At 72.8% G+C, this 18,201-nt stretch carries 17 protein-coding genes, 1 tRNA gene and 1 pseudogene; 11 read left to right on the top strand and 8 right to left on the bottom strand.

Going from position 1 to position 18,201, the window contains the following annotated elements; translation table 11 throughout:
- Positions 1-236: 236 nt before the first annotated feature.
- From AC067M_RS40710 to AC067M_RS40700, 3 genes are all read right to left on the bottom strand, one after another.
- Positions 237-1,100, bottom strand: a complete 864-nt coding sequence (locus AC067M_RS40710) for a 4'-phosphopantetheinyl transferase family protein (protein WP_478702047.1) — start codon at positions 1,098-1,100, stop codon at positions 237-239.
- Entirely contained in the window at positions 1,097-2,866 is a 1,770-nt protein-coding gene (locus tag AC067M_RS40705; RefSeq protein ID WP_478702046.1) for an acyl-CoA dehydrogenase family protein, read from the bottom strand. The genes AC067M_RS40710 and AC067M_RS40705 overlap by 4 nt, the downstream gene beginning before the upstream one ends.
- A 130-nt stretch (positions 2,867-2,996) precedes the next feature.
- Positions 2,997-3,713 (bottom strand): alpha/beta fold hydrolase, encoded by a 717-nt coding sequence (locus AC067M_RS40700; RefSeq protein ID WP_478702045.1) that lies wholly within the window; start codon positions 3,711-3,713, stop codon positions 2,997-2,999.
- 386 nt (positions 3,714-4,099) lie between these two features.
- Here AC067M_RS40700 and AC067M_RS40695 point away from each other — a divergent pair, with 386 nt between their 5' ends.
- Entirely contained in the window at positions 4,100-4,369 is a 270-nt protein-coding gene (locus tag AC067M_RS40695; RefSeq protein ID WP_478702044.1) for a DUF6059 family protein, read from the top strand.
- A gap of 13 nt (positions 4,370-4,382) precedes the next feature.
- Here AC067M_RS40695 and AC067M_RS40690 read toward each other — a convergent pair whose 3' ends face one another.
- Entirely contained in the window at positions 4,383-5,645 is a 1,263-nt protein-coding gene (locus tag AC067M_RS40690) for a sensor histidine kinase (protein ID WP_478702043.1), read from the bottom strand.
- Between the two features lie 489 nt (positions 5,646-6,134).
- Here AC067M_RS40690 and AC067M_RS40685 point away from each other — a divergent pair, with 489 nt between their 5' ends.
- The 6 genes from AC067M_RS40685 to AC067M_RS40660 all read left to right on the top strand — a co-directional run bounded on the left by AC067M_RS40685 (position 6,135) and on the right by AC067M_RS40660 (position 13,588).
- On the top strand, positions 6,135-6,461 hold the full coding sequence (locus AC067M_RS40685) for a hypothetical protein (protein WP_478702042.1): 327 nt from the start codon (positions 6,135-6,137) through the stop codon (positions 6,459-6,461).
- A gap of 43 nt (positions 6,462-6,504) precedes the next feature.
- Positions 6,505-8,730, top strand: a complete 2,226-nt coding sequence (locus AC067M_RS40680) for a TOMM precursor leader peptide-binding protein (RefSeq protein WP_478702041.1) — start codon at positions 6,505-6,507, stop codon at positions 8,728-8,730.
- Between the two features lie 141 nt (positions 8,731-8,871).
- The gene (locus AC067M_RS40675; protein ID WP_478702040.1) at positions 8,872-9,477 is read left to right on the top strand and encodes a response regulator transcription factor; all 606 of its coding nucleotides are present in this window, start codon (positions 8,872-8,874) and stop codon (positions 9,475-9,477) included.
- Between the two features lie 171 nt (positions 9,478-9,648).
- Positions 9,649-10,422: an AfsR/SARP family transcriptional regulator gene (locus AC067M_RS40670; protein WP_478702039.1), complete on the top strand. Its 774-nt coding sequence runs from the start codon at positions 9,649-9,651 to the stop codon at positions 10,420-10,422.
- A 596-nt stretch (positions 10,423-11,018) separates the two neighbouring features.
- The gene (locus AC067M_RS40665; RefSeq protein WP_478702038.1) at positions 11,019-11,984 is read left to right on the top strand and encodes a nucleotide disphospho-sugar-binding domain-containing protein; all 966 of its coding nucleotides are present in this window, start codon (positions 11,019-11,021) and stop codon (positions 11,982-11,984) included.
- Positions 11,981-13,588 carry an acyl-CoA carboxylase subunit beta gene (locus AC067M_RS40660; protein WP_478702037.1) on the top strand — a complete coding sequence of 536 codons (1,608 nt, stop codon included), beginning with the start codon at positions 11,981-11,983 and terminating at the stop codon, positions 13,586-13,588. Before AC067M_RS40665 ends, AC067M_RS40660 begins: the two co-directional genes overlap by 4 nt.
- On the opposite strand, the pseudogene AC067M_RS40655 reads toward AC067M_RS40660, so the two are convergent.
- Positions 13,512-13,802: pseudogene (locus tag AC067M_RS40655) on the bottom strand (zinc ribbon domain-containing protein); the annotation flags it as partial. The gene AC067M_RS40660 and the pseudogene AC067M_RS40655 sit on opposite strands and share 77 nt — an antisense overlap.
- A 150-nt stretch (positions 13,803-13,952) precedes the next feature.
- Between AC067M_RS40655 and AC067M_RS40650 the strand changes: the two are divergent.
- Entirely contained in the window at positions 13,953-14,264 is a 312-nt protein-coding gene (locus AC067M_RS40650) for an acyl-CoA carboxylase epsilon subunit (RefSeq protein ID WP_478702036.1), read from the top strand.
- Positions 14,265-14,339: 75 nt separating this feature from the next.
- On the opposite strand, the gene AC067M_RS40645 is transcribed toward AC067M_RS40650, so the two are convergent.
- Genes AC067M_RS40645 through AC067M_RS40635 form a run of 3 tightly spaced genes read right to left on the bottom strand, consistent with a single transcriptional unit; the run spans position 14,340 to position 17,183 of the window.
- A complete protein-coding gene (locus AC067M_RS40645; RefSeq protein WP_478702035.1) occupies positions 14,340-15,281 on the bottom strand; it encodes an aromatase/cyclase in 942 nt (313 codons plus the stop codon).
- A 43-nt stretch (positions 15,282-15,324) separates the two neighbouring features.
- Positions 15,325-16,116 carry an SDR family NAD(P)-dependent oxidoreductase gene (locus tag AC067M_RS40640; RefSeq protein ID WP_478702034.1) on the bottom strand — a complete coding sequence of 264 codons (792 nt, stop codon included), beginning with the start codon at positions 16,114-16,116 and terminating at the stop codon, positions 15,325-15,327.
- A complete protein-coding gene (locus AC067M_RS40635) occupies positions 16,086-17,183 on the bottom strand; it encodes an acyltransferase domain-containing protein (protein WP_478702033.1) in 1,098 nt (365 codons plus the stop codon). The genes AC067M_RS40640 and AC067M_RS40635 overlap by 31 nt, the downstream gene beginning before the upstream one ends.
- A gap of 297 nt (positions 17,184-17,480) precedes the next feature.
- On the opposite strand from AC067M_RS40635, the gene AC067M_RS40630 reads away from it, so the two are divergent.
- From AC067M_RS40630 to AC067M_RS40620, 3 genes are all read left to right on the top strand, one after another.
- Positions 17,481-17,654, top strand: coding sequence for a hypothetical protein (locus AC067M_RS40630; protein WP_133926340.1), 174 nt, complete (start codon positions 17,481-17,483; stop codon positions 17,652-17,654).
- Positions 17,655-17,657: 3 nt separating this feature from the next.
- Positions 17,658-17,891, top strand: coding sequence for a hypothetical protein (locus AC067M_RS40625; RefSeq protein ID WP_003976229.1), 234 nt, complete (start codon positions 17,658-17,660; stop codon positions 17,889-17,891).
- 108 nt (positions 17,892-17,999) lie between these two features.
- Positions 18,000-18,072 (top strand) — tRNA-Ala (locus tag AC067M_RS40620).
- The last annotated feature ends 129 nt before the right edge of the window (positions 18,073-18,201 follow it).

Here is an 18,201-nt window from a genome sequence, read left to right as displayed (position 1 = left end):
GGACGCCCTCGCGGCGGACGGCGGGATGGAGACGACAGGGCCTGCGGCCCTGGGCGGTTCGGAAGAGAAGCGGAGACAGGCCCCCTTGGGGCCGGGACAGCCGGCTTGTGGCCCTCTGTCCCGGCCCGGGCGCCTCCGACGAGCCCCGCCCCAGGTCCCGAAGCGGTCTCGCCGGCACCTTCAGAGTGGCGGGGCGGGCTCGACATGACCTCGAGCCGGGGTGGAAGGGGCCGAGGTCAGCTGCCCAGCGAGCCGATGGCGGCGAGGATCTGCCGGTTCAGAGCCGTCCCGGCCCGGGTGTCGGGCTGTCCCGAGCGCCGGATGTCCTGGAGCGCCAGCGCGACGAGGTGCCCCGTGGGCAGCGGGAACGTGGCGAAGCGCCAGGTGTCGTCGGCGACGGGCGTGCCGTCGGAACGCTCCAGGAGGATCGTTTCGGCGTCGCCCGCCGGCCCGGGCCCCGCCTCCCTGCGGAACCCGAACTCCGTGAACGGGAACCGCAGCCCCTGCCCCAGCGCCTTGCTGTACGCCTCCTTCAGCGTCCACAGCGTCAGCAGCTGCCCGTTGCGCTCCTCGTCCGGCGTCGCCGTGAGCCGCAGCCGCTCCGGGCCCGTGCACATCAGGGTCTCCACGTCCCGCCCGCTCAGCCGCCGGGTCAGCGGCTCGGTGTCGACGCCGATGACGCCGAGCGAGGTGATCCCGCACAGCAGCAGGTCGCCGGTGTGGCTGAGGCTCACGTCGATCTGGTCGTAACCGCGCAGGTGCACGCGGCCGTTGAGGCCGTAGCTCAGCTCCAGCGAGTTCGGTTCCGTGCCGAGGGCCACCGCCGCCGTGTGCCGGATCAGCAGCCGGGTGGCCAGGAACCGGTCGCGCATCTGCTCGCCGGTGAGCTTGCTGTAGCGGGCCCAGTCCCGGCCGAGGAGGAAGCGGCGTTCCTCCTCCGGTGGCAGGAGTGGGCGCCAGGCGGCGAACGAGGCGTGCACCAGGCCGACGCCCACGGTGTCCAGGTCGTGCAGGAGCCGGGCCCACGGCCCGGTGGGCCCGTCGACCCGGCTCGGCGGGGGCAGGGGCGGCCGGGGGCCGCCGTGCGTCGATGTGCTCATCCCGCGCACCCGGTGCCCATCAGGTCCAGGCTGCGCGGCTCCCGCACCCGCTCCAGCACCTCGTCGCACAGCTGCCCCTCCACCGCACGGGGCAGCGCCGGCACGGAACGGCCCACCCGGCGCAGCAGCCGGTGCAGGGCGAGCGCCAGCCACGCCGGGTCGGTGAGGAAGGCGTCGGGGCCCGCGCCCGCGTTCAGCCACACACCGACGCAGGCCGACGCGGCCAGCACCAGCGCGTACCGCTCGCTCAGCGGGAAGCTGTGCGTGTCCAGCAGGAACCCGCTGTCCGAGCCGCTGAGCCGCCCCGCCTCCCGGCGGATCTCGGCGGCCTCGGCGCACAGCCCCGCGACCAGCTCACGTACGAGACCGGCGTGGTCCTGCCCGGTGAGCGCGTCCGGCAGCCGCTCGGCGGCCTGGTCGAGGTAGTCGAGCAGACCGTCGCCGCCGCCGAACCGGGCGAGCCGCTCGCCGTCCATCGCGGGCAGCGGCACCTCCAGGCGGAACAGGTCGGCGGGCGTCGGAGCCGCCGCGGGCATGCCGGGTGCCAGCGCCGGGAGGTACGGGGCGATCACCGACTGGCAGATGGCGCTGCTGACGTGCCCGAAGGTGATCGTGGACAGGTCCCGCATGTGCTTGCGGAAGACGGCGTTGTGGCCCTTCTCCGCGTGGAACGCGTCCCCCATCACCGCCGACAGGTCGTACAGCGCCTCGCCGACGATCTTCGGCACGATGTACTTCGTGACGGCCGTCAGCACATCGCACTGGTCCGGCAGCAGGTGCACGGACCGGCTCGCCGTCAGCGACAGGCAGTCCGCGATCAGCAGGTCGGCGAAGGTGCCCGCGATCGCCGAACGCGCGGAGGCGTCCCCGGCGGGACCTCCGAACTCCCGCTCCTGCGCGGCCCGTACGGCGGCCCGCAGCGCGGTGTCGGCGAGGCCGACCGTCATCGAGGGGAACACGGCGTGTACGGCGGGGTAGGCGCGCAGGCTCAGCGCGACACCGTCGCCCCACGTGCCGACGAGGGACTCGCCGGGCAGCGGGCAGTTGACGAACTCCAGGCCCGCCGCCTGCACCCCGCGCACCCCGGTCGTACGGTGCCGGCCGAGCGCGCGCACGCTCGCGGGCGGCACCGTCGCCGGGTCGAACATCAGGATCGAATAGTCGGTCTCGCCGTCGCCGGTCTTGACGAAGCCGATGATGAGTTCCGCGGTGTGCGCGTTGTTGATGGCGTTCTTGCGGCCGTTGAGCCGCAGCATGCCGTCGTCGCTCCAGGCGGCGGTGTACTCCTGGGCGTGGAACTCGCTCTCGTGCTCGAAGCGTTGGCAGGCCACCCCCACCGTGCCGCCGCGCAGGATCACCCCGGCCATCCGGCCGGCCTGGCGGGTGTCGCCGTTGAGCCAGACCATCTGGGCCCCCAGGAACGGGGTGAAGCCGTGGCTGAAGGCCAGCGCCGGGTCGCGCCGGAAGAAGGGCCGCATCACCAGGCCGAGCAGGTCGGCGCCGGCCATACGGCCGCCGAGCGACTCGGGCACCAGTTCGGCGGGCATGCCGAGGCTCTGGAAGCGGCGGATGCCGACCGCGGAGGTCTGTCCCGTCCGGTCCGAGTCGAGGACCGCGTCGAACCCCATCGGGTTGTCGGGGTTCCACGGGTCGCCCAGGCCGTCCTCGATCTCGGCGATCCGTGAGCGCACCCGGGTCAGCCGGTCGGGCTGCCATTGTGTGTCGCGGCCGGTGACGGCGGCGATGATGTCGTCGTGTTCGTACATGGTCACCCCAGGGCGTGAAGAGGGGTCGCTAAGGACAGTCCCCGGCACGGTCCCCCTCCGGGCTGGAGAGGGCCTCGACCGGTAGTCGAGGGAGCGTTTTTTTGGCAGGTTTTTGCGGGGCTTCAGAGATTCACGGGGTCGTGAGGAACGCGCGGAACGGGGAGGGCGGCCGCTGCGCCACCCCGTCCGCCAGCCAGCGGCGCAGCGCCCGCCCCGACGGGGTGGTCCCGGCTCCGCCCGCGAAGGCGCGGAACTCGCTGCGCTCCAGCGTGAGTTTCAGCAGAGCCAGGTCCTGCGGCGGGGTGAGCGGGTCGTCGGCGGCGTAGGCGACGCGGACCAGCCCGCTCAGCGCGTACAACTCCTCCGGGCGCAGCGCCAGCCCGCTGAGCGCCTCGGGCAGCAGTTCGCGGTGGGCGGCTCCGGTGATTTCTACGAGCGCGTCGAGGTCGCCGCCGGGCAGCGACAGCAGCAGCTCCGGTTCGTCGAAGAGACGGGCCACGGGTGCGCCGACGAGCTGCACGACGCTGATCCGCTCGTCGCGCAGGGCGGCGCCGAGCGCGAGCCGCCCGCCGAAGTCGAAGCCGATGAGGCAGGTGCGCTCGGTCAGGGCACGGTGCGCGTACCGATCGACGATCCGGGAGACGAACAGGTCGTCAGGCTCGGCCCGGTTCAGCTCCCCGGGCGCCCGTACGGCGACGACGGCGTACCCCCGCCGCACGAGTCGGCTCAACAACGGCACCTGCTCCCGCGCCTCACCGAGCGCCCCCGCGACGACCACGACCAACGGCCGCACCCGCCGCCGCCCGTCCAGCCCCCCGCTCCACCACACCGGCTCCCCCCTGGTCATGGCGCCCACGCCACGACGCCGGAAGCCGAGCTGGTCATCCCTCACTCCTCCCACCACGCCACGAGGGCCCACACCGACTCAGGGGGAAACGGCACGAGTCTGCGCGGCGGGGCTTGAGGAGTGCTGGAGTTTTCGAGCGGTGCGTGCTCGTGTGCGGGCTTGGGGTTGGGGCTGGCGTGGCGGCTGCGGGCTCGCTGTGGTTGTTCGCGCAGTTCCCCGCGCCCCTGGGGGGACTGCGGGCCCGTGCGCCGAGCCATCGCCGTCGGGCGCGCTCAGGGGCTCGGTCGAGTCCGGTTCGAGCGGTACGTGAGCGGGGCGGCGGAGCTTGTGCGGACGGGCCGTGCCGGGCGGTGCCGCCGCGCGTACAGGGACGGAGGGGTGGAGGGATGGGCCGGAGACGGGGGCCGTTGGTGCGTGGGGTGTTGGGGGTGTACCGGGCGTTGGTCGCCTACGGGGCGTGCTGGGTGGCGTTGCCCGACGATCAGATGAAGCTGATCCTCAGCAGTGAGCACGGTGGCCTCGGGGACCGGGGCGACGGAGGCCGGCGTCCGTGTCGGATGGCCGGGCCCCCGCCCGGTCACCCCGAGCGGCTGCGCGACGACATTCCCCTCACGCCACTGGAACTACGCCTGCGCCGGGAGCTGAACCTGCGCTGACGCGCAAGCCTCCTCACACCGTCAACCGCGACACCGTCCGCACACCCGACGTCGCCTCCGCGCCCGGCGTCGCGTGCACCGGCACCCGGACGACCAGGCGGAACACGCCGGGTGGGTCGGTCTCCTCGGCCCCGACCCGCAGGCCGCCCCCCACCGTCGCCACCCGGGCCGCGAGGTTGCCGAGGCCCGTGCCGCTGGACACCGTGCTGGTGGGGACCGCGCTGCCCGCCCCCACCCCGTCGTTGACGATCTCCAGCTCGACGCAGGACTCCTCGACGTCGAGGGCGGTGGTGATGGAACAGCTGCTGGGCTGACTGTGGCGCAGCACGTTGGTCACGCCCTCTCGAAGCACCGTCGCCAGGATCGTGTTGGCCGTGGACGACAGCCCGGTGACGGAGACATCGATACGGGCGTCGATGCCGGCCGCCTTGAGCACGGACCGCGCCGACTCCGCCTCCACCAGCAGCGACATGTCCCGGTAGCCGCGCGCCACTTCCCGTACGTCGGCGAGAGCCTGCCGCGAGATGGTCAGCACCTCGGCGACCTCCTCCCGCGCCCGCTGCGGATTGTTGTCGATCAGCCGCGAGATCAGCTCGTTCTTGAGGGTGATGGAGGAGAGGCTGTATCCGAGCAGGTCGTGCAGATCGCGCGCGAACCGCAGCCGCTCCCTGGCCACCGCCATCCGCGCCAGCTCGTCGCGGGACTCGTGGATCGCCGTGGCCAGCCCCGCGAGGCGGACCACCGCGAAGATGATGAGCCCGGTCAGCGCCGTCGAGACGCCCATGTAGGCGATGTTCACGAAGCCCAGCGACTGGATCGCCGAGACCATCACCACCGCGGCCACGGTCAGACCGAACGTCGTCCAGCCCGCGACCGACGGCAACAGCAGCAGCAACGACCCGGCGAGGAACCCCGCCATACCGCCCCAGTGCCACCCGAAGGCCACGAGCGGAGTGAACGTCAGCACCGCCTGCAGCACCAGGCTCCACGGCAGCACCCGGCTGCGCAGGACGGCCCGGTGGGGTGCTGAGTGGACGTACTGGAGCGCCGCGAGGACAGGAGGGACAGCCGCGCACGTCAGCAACTCGACGCCCCCGGGGGCGGAGTCGAGGACGTTCACCAGCTGCATGAGCAGATAGCCGGAGAAGACCACGACGACCAGGACGGAAGCGATCCTCGGACTGGGGGCTGCGGAGCTGACGGCGGCCAGATCGGACTCGACCGGATTTGTTCGCTTGGGCGGAAATTTGCGTTCGGTTTCAGCCTTACGCGTCACCAGACCCCCAGGTCTCCTGGATTCCCCCGAACCGGCGTCCGAATCATAACGGAGGTGACCATCCTGTGGAGGGTGCATGGGCGATGCACGTGGCACATGCCCGCTTTGACGCCAAAGGTCCTTGTTAAGAGTCCGGTTGGATCGCGTATATGCCGAGCAGTGAAAATTTCACATCGGCAGACATGAACCGATAACTGGCCTGGATCTGGCCGGATTGCGTTAACTCTGCGACAGCACAGCGGCACACCACGGCACCACCGATCGCAAGGACAGTCCGCCCCGCGGTCAACGGCATCCCGCACGGTCCACGGCCCACGGCCGAGCACGCTGTTTCGCGCAGTTCACCAGGTCAACCAGGTTCGCCAGGTTCACGGAGTGCCCGACGTCGCGCATTCCCGAACCACCTGCTCGCTGTTCGCACCACTCTGTTCGCACCACTGACGACATCCGGCGCCCCGCCCCGCGCCGGACGACACCCAGGGAGTGACCATGAACCAGTCCGCTTTCACCGGCCGTCGGACCGCCGCGGTGCTCAACACCCCCGAGGACGAGCTCAAGTTCGCCGAGCTGATCGCCCACGCCTTCCTCGACCCGACGACCGCCGAGCGCTACGCCACCGCTCCCGCGGCCGTCCTCGACGAGTTCGGTCTCGCGCTCGGCGACGACCGCGCCCCGGCCCTGCCCCGGCTCGCCGAACACGGCGTCGTACGTGAGGACTTCACCGGTCTCGGCGCCGCCGGCGTCTGCCTGCTGACGCTGTGCATCGCCGACGCCGAGGCCGGCCCGGCCGTCGAACTGGTCGCCGCGGCCCGCTGATCGTGCTGAACCACACGACCACACGACGACAGGGGGAGAAGCGATGCGAGTGGGGTTCAGAAGACATGTGCGCGCCGAGGTCGTCCCGGGAGAGGGCACGTACGTCGTGTCCGAGCGGGGCATCGTGGCCTTCGAGGACAACCCGGTCGCGGTGATCGCGCCGCTGCTGGACGGCACCAGGGATTTCAGGACCCTGGTCGCCGAGGCGGCACCCCGGTGCTCCGCACTGGACGTGGCACTGGCGATCGGCCGGCTCAGCGAGGCGGACCTGCTCAGCAGCCGCCCCGAACCACAGGACACCGCAGGAGAGCAGCCGCGAGGAGGCCGCGCTCCGGCCCCGGTCGCCCGCGCGGCGGCCGCCTACTGGGAACTGGCGGGCGCCCCCGGCCCCCTGACCTCGCTCGTGGTGCGGGTGCGCGCCGTCGGCGGTGCCGACGCGCGGGCCGCCGCCCAGGCCTGCGCGGCCTCGGGACTGACGGTGACCGACGACGACACCGCCGCCGCGCTGACCCTGGTCGTGTGCGACGACTACCTCGACCCCGCCCTGCGGGAACTCGACGACCACGGTCGTGCCACCGGCCGCCCCTGGCTGCTGGCCAAGCCGCACGGCACCACCCCCTGGGTCGGTCCCGTCTTCCGGCCCGGCGAGTCGGCGTGCTGGGAGTGCCTGGCCCACCGGATGGCCGGCCACCGCTCCACCGAGGCCCACCTGCGCGCCCGCCTCGGCCGCCCGGTGCCGCTGCCGCCCGCCGAAACCCCGGCCAGCCTGATGCTCGGCCACCAACTCGCCGTCGCCGAGGGCATGAAGTGGCTGGCCGGACACCGCTACCCGGGCCAGGACGGCGTCCAGACCTTCGACACCATCGGCTTCACCAGCCGACTGCACGCACTGCGGCCCCGCCCCCAGTGCCCGGCGTGCGGCGACCCCATGCTGGTCGCCCGCCAGGTCACCCGCCCGCTGCCGCTGCGCTCGCGGCTGAAGGCCGAACGCACCGGCAACGGCCACCGCGCCGTCACCGCCGAGCGGACCCTGCGTGCCTACGAGCACCTGATCAGCCCCATCACCGGCGTGGTCAAGGCGGTCGAACGGGACACCCGCGGCCCCGCGGAGTTCAACTCCTTCCGCGCCGGCCACAACCACGCCCGAGGCGCACGCGGCCTGACCGGACCGGCCTCCCGGCTGCGCAGCGAGAGCGGCGGCAAGGGCATGACCGAACTCGACGCCCGCGTCAGCGCGTTGTGCGAGTCCCTCGAACGCCACTCCGGCACCTACCAGGGCGACGAGCCCACCGTACGGGCGAGTTGGCGCGAGGTCGCCGACGTCGCCGTGCACCCGGCCGACTGCCAGCTCTACGACCCGCGCCAGAACGTCACGCCCTTCGACGAGACCGCCCCCGTCGACTGGACGCCCGTGTGGTCCCTCACCCGGGGCGAACACCGGCTGCTGCCCACCGCCCTGCTCTACTACGACGCCCCGCGCACCCCCGGCCTGGGCTGCGTACGGGCCGACTCCAACGGCAACGCGGGCGGCAGCAGCGTCGAGGACGCCGTCGTGCAGGGTTTCCTGGAGCTGGTCGAACGGGACGCGGTCGCCCTGTGGTGGTACAACCGCACCCGCCAGCCCGGCGTCGACCTCGACTCCTTCGACGAGCCGTGGATCGGCCGGATCCGCGCCGTGCACGCGGGGCTGGGCCGCGAGGTGTGGGCGCTCGACGTCACCTCCGACTTCGGCATCCCCGCCTTCGCCGCGCTCACCCGCCGCACCCAGGGACCCACCGAGGACGTCCTGTTCGGCTTCGGCGCCCACTTCGACCCGTCCGTGGCGCTGTGCCGCGCGCTGGCCGAGATGAACCAGATGATGCCGGCCGTCGTCGAGGCGGGCCCCGACGGCACCGGCTACGGCTGCCCCGACGAGCGGCTCACCGACTGGTGGCGCACCGCCACCGTGGCCGGCCACCCCTACCTGCTGCCGGACCCGGCCACACCTCCGCGCACCCGCGCCGACTTCCCCTACACGCCCCGCGCCGACCTCCTCGACGACGTGACCGCTGTCCGTACGGTCGTCGAGGAACGCGGCATGGAGCTCCTCGTCCTCGACCAGACCCGGCCCGACATCGGCCTGCCGGTGGTCAAGACGATCGTCCCGGGCATGCGCCACTTCTGGGCCCGCTTCGCCCCCGGCCGCCTCTACGACGTACCGGTGGCGCTCGGCCGGACGCCCGCGCCGACACCGTACGAAAGCCTCAATCCGGTGCCGATGTTCCTCTGACGTACGGGGGTTGTTCAAATCCCGGGAAATTCACAGGGCCAGGCCTGTCGCGAACACCTCCTGCGGCGAAATTCGGCACGTAGTGTGGATTCCGGCCAACTCCGTGCGGGGGCGCGGGTGGCCGGAGGGGGTGGACGGGGCGTGATCAGGATCCTGATTGCGGAGGACATGCGCATGCTGAGACGTGCGCTCGTCGAGCTGATCTCCATGCAGCCCGACATCGAGGTCGTCGCCGAACTCGAGTCCGGCGGGGACATCGTGCAACGCACCGAGAGCGTGCGGCCCGACGTGGCCGTCCTGGACATCGAGCTCCCCGTCCTGGACGGCCTCTCGGCGGCCCAGGAGATGCACACCCGGGGCCTCGACACGCGTGTGCTGATCCTCACGAGCCTGGGTCGGCCGAACCATCTGCGCCGGGCGCTCAACGCCAACGTGCGCGGATTCATGCTGAAGGACGCCGGACCCGACCGGCTGGCCGAGGCCATCCGCGCGGTCGCCGCGGGCGAGCGGGTCTTCGACCCGCAGCTCACGCTCGCGGCCCTGGACCACGTCGAGTGCCCGCTGACGCCCCGCGAGGCCGATGTGCTGCGGCTGGCCGCGTCCGGCGACGACGTCGACGAGATCGCCGGGACCCTGCACCTGTCCACGGGCACCGTGCGCAACTACCTCACGACCGTCGTCTACAAACTGGGCGCCCGCAACCGGGTCGACGCGATCCGCATCGCCCGCTCGTCCGGCTGGTTGTGACCGCGGCGGGCACGGAACCCGCACGTGAACCGGGTACGTGAATCCCTCACGGTCCGCCCGTGACGGATTCATCCGCGATCCGTTTCCCCCTCACTGTCGCCCGGGGCGCGGCGCGTGCGACGGTCGGTCCGTCGGGAGCCGCCGGCAGCGACCGTCCAGGGAGGGACACCCATGAAGATCACCGCGCTGGGACCGTTCTCCGCCACGACCGACGGTGCCCCGATCGCACCGACGGCCGCCAAGCCCCGCCAGATCCTCGCCCTGCTCGCCGTCCACACCGGGCAGGTCGTCCCCGTCGCCACCGTCATCGAGGAGGTCTGGGGCGCCGCCGCCTCCCCGAAGGCGCACATCACGGTGCAGACGTACGTCCTGCAACTGCGCACCGCCCTCGGCCGCGCGCTCGGCGACCCCGCCAAGGCCCGCGAGGTCCTTGTCACCCGCCCCGGCGGCTACGCCCTCCTCACCGGCCCCGACGACGTCGACCTCCACGTCTACGACCGCCTGTGCGCCGACGCGCAGACCGCGCTGGAGCAGGGCGACGACCCCGGCGCGGCCCGCCTCTTCCGCACCGCGCTCGCCCTGTGGAACGGCCCGGCCTTCGACGGGCTGCGCCGAGGCGCCGTACTCGGCCTCGAGGCGATGCGCCTGGAGCAGAGCCGCGCGGGAATCCTGGAACGCTGCCTGGCCACGGAACTGCGCCTGGGCGCCCACGAGCGCCTGCTGCCCGAACTCGCCGACCTCACCACCCACCACCCCCACGACGAGGCCCTCCACGCCCTCTTCATGACAGCCCTGGACCGCTCCGGCCACCCCCAGGGCGCCCTCGCCGTCTACGAATCCGTCCGCACCCGCCTCGACGAACACTTCGGCCTCCTCCCCTCCCCGGACCTCCGCCGCCTGGAACGCGAACTCCGCGCCCGCACGGCGACAACGGCCCCGGCCTGACCGCGCGCCGGTGGCGGGCGTTCGAGCGGCCTGTGGCCCGCCCCCGTGCCAGGCGGGGCCCAGCTCGCCTGTGGCACGAGGTCTGTGCCCGGCCGGCGGCGACGGCCCCCGCCTGCCCCTGGACCAGGCGTCCGTACCCGGCGGCCCGCGACCCCTGCGGGGGCGGGCCCGCCCCCCGTGACGGGCAAGGGCTCCGCCTGCTCCCCGGTCGGCGGTTTTCCGAGCCCGCTCGGGGCGCGAGGACCGTGCCAGGGCGGCCGTGCGGCCTGGCTGGATTCGGCGTCCCGCGTCGAGGTACCTGTGGCCCGCCCAGCGCGAGGCCCCCGGTCGGCAGGACTCGGGCCTGCCCGGGCCGGCGGCTCCCCAGGCCGCCTGGGGCACTCTGCCCTTGGGCGGCGGTGACGGGCCACGTCCGATCCTCCGGGGTGGTGGCTCCTCTCCTGGGTCCCTCGAACAGCGCGGTGGCGCGGGCTCGGCACCCGGGGCCCGCGGCCCTCTCCAGCGTCCCCCTAATGCGCCTCCACCACGCGGCGGTCTGCTGAGTGCGGAGGTCGTGCGCGGTGGGAGTGCGCGGCCCCGGGCTGCGAGGGGGAAAGATGCGGGTGTTGTTCGCCGCGCGGCGCTCCCTGCCGCACCTGTTCACGATGGTGCCGACCGCTCTGGCGTGTGCGGCCGCCGGTCACGAGGTGCGGATCGCGGCTCCGGTGCGGGCGGGCGGTCCACCCCTGTACGGGGGACTGCCCGTCCTGCCGCCGGAACCGGGCTGGCACCCGCACCTGGTGGTGCGTGCCGAGCACGGTGACGAGCCCGGCCCCTGGACCGGCGGACCGGTCGTGCGCTGGACGCCCCTGGGGCACCGGGCGCCCGACTCCGGGTCAGTGTGCGTCGACCCCTGCCCACCTGATCTGCGCACCGCCGCGGAGACCGGCGCGCTGACGGTACGTCACGAAGACGTACCCGCCGTCCGGATGCCCCGCTGGCTGGAGCGGCCGCCCGGCCGGCTGCGGGTCTGCCTGCGGCCCGGCCCCGAGAGCGGCACCGGCCCCTGGCCCGTGGACCGCATCCGCCGGGTCGCCCGGGCGGTGCTCGGCCTCGACGCCGAGCTGGTCGCCGTGGTCGCCCCGGCCATGCGCCACGCCTACCAGGAGGCCTTCGACCGCAGCGTACGGTTCGCGGGACCGCAGCTGCTCGGACCGGTCCTCGCCACCTGCGCGGGCGTCGTCCACGACGGCGGCCCGGACGTCACCCTGACGGCCGCCGCCCACGGCGTCCCGCAACTGGTGATCGCCGACACCCGCCCGGCCGGCGACCGCCTGGGCCGTATCGGCGCGGGCCGCCGCCTCGTCGCGGCGGACACCCACGACGCCCGGGACCTCGCCGACACCCTCCGGCTGCGCAGACGCCTGGCCGAACTGCTCTACGGCGGCCGGGCCCTCGCCGCAGCCGAACGACTCCGGACCCACCTGGCCGCCCAGCCACCACCGCACCAACTCGTCCAGGCACTGGAGGAGTTCGCCACGGCACACCACCCACAGGAACAGGAAAGCGAGCGGGGCGTATGAGCGTGTACGAGGTGGACAGACCGACGACCGAGGCGCCACCCGGTGAACCCGCGGCCCATCTACGGGCGTTGACCACGCAGCTCGCCGCCCGGCGGGATCTCGCCACCGCCGGCCCCGGCGACGCGGCCACCGACGCCCAGCACCGGCGCGGCAAACTCACCGTGCGCGAACGCCTCCATCTCCTCTTCGACGAGGGCACCTTCACCGAGATCGAGCCCCTGCGCAGACACCGGGCGACCGGCTTCGGCCTCGAGGACCGACGCCCGTACACCGACGGCGTGGTGACCGGCTGGGGCCTGGTCGACGGCCGGCGGGTCTTCGCGTACGCCCATGACTTCCGCATCTTCGGCGGCGCGCTCGGCGAGGCCCACGCCCAGAAGATCCACAAGCTGATGGATCTGGCGGAGGCGGCCGGCGCACCCCTGGTGTCGCTCAACGACGGCGCCGGCGCCCGCATCCAGGAGGGCATCTCCGCGCTCGCCGGATACGGCGGCATCTTCCAGCGCAACGTGCGCTCCTCCGGCGTGATCCCGCAGATCAGCGTCATGCTCGGCCCGTGCGCCGGCGGCGCCGCCTACTCGCCCTCGCTCACCGACTTCGTGTTCATGGTGCGCTCCACCTCCCAGATGTTCGTGACCGGCCCGGACGTGGTGCGCGCGGTCACCGGGGAGCAGGTCACCCACGAGGAACTGGGCGGCGCCGAGGTGCACGCGGCCCGTACCGGGGTCGCCGCGTTCGTCCACGACGACGAGGAGACCTGCCTGGCCGAGGTGCGCTACCTGCTGTCGCTGCTGCCCGCCAACAACCGCGAGATGGCGCCCGAGCTGGAGCCCGAGGACCCCGTCGACCGGCGCTGCGAGGCCTTGCTCGACCTGGTGCCCGCCGAGGCCCGGCGCAGCTACGACGTCCGGCCGGTCGTCGCCGAGATCGTCGACGACGGCGACTTCACCGAGGTGCACGAGCTGTGGGCGCCGAACGTGGTGTGCGCCCTGGCCCGCCTCGGCGGCCACAGCGTCGGCATCATCGCCAACCAGCCGTCCGTGTACGCCGGGGTCCTCGACATCGAGGCCTCCCAGAAGGCGGCCCGGTTCGTACAGTTCTGCGACGCCTTCAACATCCCGCTGGTCACCCTCGTCGACGTGCCCGGGTTCCTGCCGGGCGTCGACCAGGAGCACGGCGGCATCATCCGGCACGGCGCCAAGCTGCTGTACGCGTACTGCGACGCGACCGTGCCCCGGATCCAGGTGATCCTGCGCAAGGCGTACGGCGGCGCGTACATCGTGATGGACTCCCGCTCCATCGGCTGCGACCTGTCCTTCGCCTGGCCGAGCAACGAGATCGCCGTCATGGGCGCCGAGGGCGCCGCCAACGTGGTGTTCCGCAAGCAGATCGCCGCCTCCGACGACCCCGAGGCGACCCGGGCGCGGCTCATCGAGGAGTACCGCGCCGAACTCATGCACCCCTACTACGCCGCCGAACGCGGCCTCGTGGACGACGTCATCGACCCCGCCGACACCCGCAAGGTGCTCATCGACGCGCTGGCCATGCTGCGCGCCAAGCACCGAGGGGGCCCGGCCCGAAAGCATGGGAACCAGCCACATTGACTTCCTCCCCCGCCTGAAGGCGGGGGATTCCAGCGGTCGCCCGCTGGGTTTCCTGCTTCACCGACGACCGCCCCGTCCGGGAGGACTCCCGTTGAGGTCTTACACCGTCTCCACAGGCAGACGCCGCCAGCCCGGCGGCCAGGGTGTTGCGTGCCGCGTTCACGTCGCGGTCATGCACGGCGCCGCAGCCGCACGTCCATTCACGGACATTCATCTATCAGCTCCCGTGTGAGCGGCGGGGGTCGGCCAGTGGACGGCACCCGCAGGTCCGCCCTGGCGGCGAACCGGCTTTTCCTGCCCTGCTCCGCAGGAGCTTCGTTTCCTCCCGGCCTGAAGGCCGGGGTATCCACGAAGGAGAGCACCGATGACCTCACCGAAGAAGGCCCCGGCCACCGCCGCCCCCGTCTCTCCCCCCACTGTCTCTCCCTTCCCCGTCCCCCCGGCCGTCGCCGACACCGACGCCTCCGCCGCAGAGCAGCCGCCGAAGCCGCTGCTGGTCTTCAGCGGCGACCCGACCCCGGACGAGATCGCTGCGGTCACCGCGGCCATCCTGGCGGTGCTGCCCCGCCGCACCCCGCCGCCCCCGTCCCCGACCACGCTCGCGCGGCAGCGCGCCCGCAGGGCCCGCTGGACACCCGTGGACCCGCCCGCGGGGTCCTGGCAGCGGGCGAGCTGAGGCGAGCGGCCGAGGCAACGATCGAGAAAGCGGCCGAGGCAACGATCGAGACAACGGCCGAGAGGCCCGCCGTCGTCACGCGCGGCGGGCCTCGGCGTACTCCTTCGCGTACCGCAGGGTCGTCGTGCTGTTCGTCCCGAGCGCGTGCCGCACCAGCGTGCGCGCCTCGGCCGGGCTCGCCCCCTCGCCGAGCACCTGCCGTACGCCGACCGGGTCCAGGGTCACGGTGTGCCAGGAGGTCGCGGTGACCGTGTCGCCCCGCTGCTCCACCCGCCACCGGCCGGTGTGGCCCGCCATGAGCGGGGGCATCGTGAGCCGCTTGTACACCAGCAGACCGCGGTCGGGGAAGCTCACCCGCGCCGAGCGGCTGTGCTGCACCGAGCCGTCGGGGCTCCTGGTGTCCAGGTCGAGCACCTGGACACCGCCGCGTTCCCCGGTGCAGCGGGCCGCGACGACGTGCGGCAGCCGCTCGGGCCAGGCGTCGGCGCGGTCGAGGAACCCGTACACGTCCCCGGCGGAGCCGCTGATCTCCTCGCTGTCGCCGAAGGAGAACGTCAGCCCCGGCCACTGCTCGGCGATCTCGGCCGAGCCCCGTAACGCGGCCAGCTCGGCCTCGCTGTCGTGGTCCACGACCCGGGCCGCCCGCTCGGCCGTCCCCGGTTCGTCGTCGGTCACGCTGTAGTGGTGCAGCAGCACCACGTGGGCCCCGCCGTCGTCGGGCTCCACGCTCCACTGGCCGCCCAGGCTCGCCAGCGGGGGCGAGGAGCCGGCCAGACGGAAGCGGATCGCGCCGGCTGCCCGGTCCAGGACCCGCCGCGATGACCAGGAGCGGGCCTCACCGTTGACGTACGCCCACACCCGCAGCAGCTGCTCGCCGTCCCCCTCCTCGGTGACCTCGGCGTGCACGATCGAGCCGAACACCTGCGGCCAGCCGGTGACATCGGCCACGAGGGAGAAGACGCGCTCCGGCGGGGCGCTGGTGAGGACTTCGTGACGCGTGTGACGGACCGTTGGCACGCGGTGGCTCCTTCCGGGAGAGGGACGGCAGGGGGTACGGATGTCAGGTCGTGCTCAGCCCACCGCAGACGTTGATCGCCTGTGCCGTGACGGACGCGGCGGTGTCGGAAGCCAGGTACCCGACCATGCCCGCGACCTCCTCCGCCGTGGCGTAGCGGCCGAGCGGGATCCGCGCCTCGAACCGCTGGAGCACCTCCTCCTCGGTGATGCCCCAGTGCTCGGCGTGACTGCGCCGCACCCGGCCCGCCATGGGAGTCTCGACGTACCCCGGGCAGACCGCGTTCACGGTGACCCCGGAGCGGGCCTGGGCCAGTTCGAGGCCGAGGGCGCGGGTGAAGCCGACGACACCGTGCTTCGACGCCGCGTACGGCGCGGCCAGGGCCACGCCCTGCCGCCCGCCGGTCGACGCGATGCTGATGACGCGCCCGGCGCCGCGCTCCAGCATGCCCCCGGTGGTCAGCACCTCACGGGTGACGCGGAAGACGGCGTTGAGGTTGGTCTCGACGACGTCCTCCCAGATCACGTCGGGCAGTTCGGCGGTGACCCCGCCCCCGACGCGGCCCGCGTTGTTCACCAGTACGTGCAGCGGCCCGAACGCGTCGACGGCGGCCCGCACCAGGTCCTTCACGTCCTGCTTGGACGTCACGTCGGCCCGCACCCCGGCCGCCTCGTGACCGGCGGCGCGCAGCTTCTCCACCACCGTGTCCACGTCGTCCCAGGTGCGGGCGCACAGGAAGACCGCGTGCCCCTGCTCGGCCAGCAGTTCGGCGCAGGCCAGACCGATTCCGCTGGTGCTTCCGGTGATCAGGGCCGCGCGGCGCCGGCTGGTGTCCATGACGGTTCCTCTCCAGGGGAGGTGGTGGGTGTGTCTGTGTCGGCGAGGGTGTCGGCGGTGCGACGGAGGTGCCGTGCCGCCTCGGCCAGTTGCGCGCGGTCGTGCTCGGCGCCCGCCCGTACCGAGGAGAGCGGTACGACCGTGCTGCCGCCCCGGGTGACGGCCGGGTGCCGGCGGGCGACGGCGGACAGCCCCTGCCCCGGCCCGGCCTCCACCAGCAGGAAGGGGCCCTGGCCCGACGGGCCCTGGGGGCCGAGGAGATGACTCAGGGCGGCGCCGAAGTGGACGGGCCGGGACGGCTGCATCGCCCAGAACCGGGGATCGCTCAGCAGCGGCTCGCGCAGCGCCCGTCCGGTGTACCCGGACACCACCGGGACCTCCGGCGCGCGGTAGGAGATCCGCTGGTACGCGGGCACGGTCGCCGCGCACGCGGCCGCCACGGACGGGCTGTGGAAGCCGGCGGTCGCCCGGGCGGGCATCCAGGTGATCCCTGCCCCGGTGAGCCGGCCGGTGACCTCGCCGAGCTCGGGCTCGGGCCCCGCCAGCATGATCTGGTCGGGCGCGTTGACGGCGCCCACGACGACCTGCGGGGTGAGCCAGCGGGCCAGCTGTGCCGCGCTCGCGGCCACCGCGACCATGCCTCCGCGCGGGGCCGTGGCCAGGGAACGCACCCGCTCGCCCAGGACGTCCACCGCGTCGCCCAGGCTCATGATCCCGGCGAGCACGGCGGCCGCGTACTCCCCGGCGCTGTGCCCGAGGTACGCGACGGGCCGCACGCCCCACGAGGTGAGCAGCGTGCCGAGCGCCACATCGAGCCCGAAGACCAGCGGCTGCGCCCGGCGCACGTCGTCCAGGGGCACCACGGGCGCGTCGGACAGCCAGTCGTCCCTGACCCGCGCCCCCTCCGCGCCGAGCCCGTCGAACACCTCGTCCAGCACCCGCGTGAACACCGGCTCGTGCCCGTACAACCCGCGCAGCATGCCCGGGTACTGGGAGCCCTGCCCCGGCAGCAGCACCACGACGGGCGGGTGCGTGGTGACACCGGATGCGGTCGCTACGGCGGTCACGGGTTCCTCCCACGTCGGTTCGCGGCCGCGGGTGAGATGCGGCCCGTAGTGGGAAGGAGAGTCACGGTGCCGAATAGCGCTGGAGTGGAGAAGCTCTGAAGAACGTCACCGGGGACTTGAGTCGGCGGGGGCCCGGAGGCGTATACCTCTGCGCAAGCGCTCTTGGCGTGCGGGTATGCCACGGTCACCTCGGCGGCCGTGTCCGGACTGGTACTGAGGCGTCGCTGACCGTATTGGTCCGGCCGTGGCAGAATCAAACGGCCGGAAGGGGGCGCGGCCCGACGGGAGGGAGTAGCGATGCCTGCGAGCATCCTCGGAGAGGTCGACCACCTCTTCGACGCGGCGATGACACGGAGCAGGACGACCCGCCTCGGCTGCCCTTCCTGTGGTTCCGCGCATGTGGCCCAGGTCCTCGGGGACAACGGCGGAATCTCCTACGTGTGCACGGCCTGCGGCCACAGCTGGAGCTGAGCGATGGGTGCACACAGGCGGAAGTGCGATTGGTGCGGCAGCGGTACGCCGATCGTCCGTGACATGGAGCCGGTCAACCCCGACTACCAGTACTGGTGCGAGGAATGCGCGCGGGCGCTGATCATAAAGGGCGACCCGATCGAGACGTACCGCGAGCTGGAGGGCGAGCCGATCTACGGCCGTCTCCTCGAAGAGCACTGCACGCTCAAGCGGTTCTACTCGTTCGTCACGGCCTAGCCGCGACATTCGCGGACAATCCGGACAGAATGAAATCGATTTGGTGATGCCACCGATCGGCCGGTAATGTTGGCGTCGCCGCCGGGGAAACCGGGCGGACCAAGACACGGGGCTATAGCTCAGTTGGTAGAGCGCCTGCATGGCATGCAGGAGGTCAGGAGTTCAATTCTCCTTAGCTCCACAGCAGATCCCGCCGGATCGAATCCGATCCGGCGGGATCTTTTTTTGCTTCTACGGGGAAACCGAGGAGGGGGGGGCCGGGGGCAGGGGGTCCTGCTTCGGGGGTTGGGGTGTGGGGCTGAGCGGCCTA

The organism is Streptomyces sp. NPDC043427 (assembly GCF_056436655.1).
This window is presented reverse-complemented; position numbering and strand designations above follow the sequence as displayed.

Coding starts and splice junctions, on each gene's coding strand:
- AC067M_RS40710 (WP_478702047.1), bottom strand. CDS start 1,100: ATGAGCACATCGACGCACGGCGGCCCCCGGCCGCCCCTGCCCCCGCCG.
- AC067M_RS40705 (WP_478702046.1), bottom strand. CDS start 2,866: ATGTACGAACACGACGACATCATCGCCGCCGTCACCGGCCGCGACACA.
- AC067M_RS40700 (WP_478702045.1), bottom strand. CDS start 3,713: ATGACCAGGGGGGAGCCGGTGTGGTGGAGCGGGGGGCTGGACGGGCGG.
- AC067M_RS40695 (WP_478702044.1), top strand. CDS start 4,100: ATGGGCCGGAGACGGGGGCCGTTGGTGCGTGGGGTGTTGGGGGTGTAC.
- AC067M_RS40685 (WP_478702042.1), top strand. CDS start 6,135: ATGAACCAGTCCGCTTTCACCGGCCGTCGGACCGCCGCGGTGCTCAAC.
- AC067M_RS40680 (WP_478702041.1), top strand. CDS start 6,505: ATGCGAGTGGGGTTCAGAAGACATGTGCGCGCCGAGGTCGTCCCGGGA.
- AC067M_RS40670 (WP_478702039.1), top strand. CDS start 9,649: ATGAAGATCACCGCGCTGGGACCGTTCTCCGCCACGACCGACGGTGCC.
- AC067M_RS40665 (WP_478702038.1), top strand. CDS start 11,019: ATGCGGGTGTTGTTCGCCGCGCGGCGCTCCCTGCCGCACCTGTTCACG.
- AC067M_RS40660 (WP_478702037.1), top strand. CDS start 11,981: ATGAGCGTGTACGAGGTGGACAGACCGACGACCGAGGCGCCACCCGGT.
- AC067M_RS40650 (WP_478702036.1), top strand. CDS start 13,953: ATGACCTCACCGAAGAAGGCCCCGGCCACCGCCGCCCCCGTCTCTCCC.
- AC067M_RS40640 (WP_478702034.1), bottom strand. CDS start 16,116: ATGGACACCAGCCGGCGCCGCGCGGCCCTGATCACCGGAAGCACCAGC.
- AC067M_RS40630 (WP_133926340.1), top strand. CDS start 17,481: ATGCCTGCGAGCATCCTCGGAGAGGTCGACCACCTCTTCGACGCGGCG.
- AC067M_RS40625 (WP_003976229.1), top strand. CDS start 17,658: ATGGGTGCACACAGGCGGAAGTGCGATTGGTGCGGCAGCGGTACGCCG.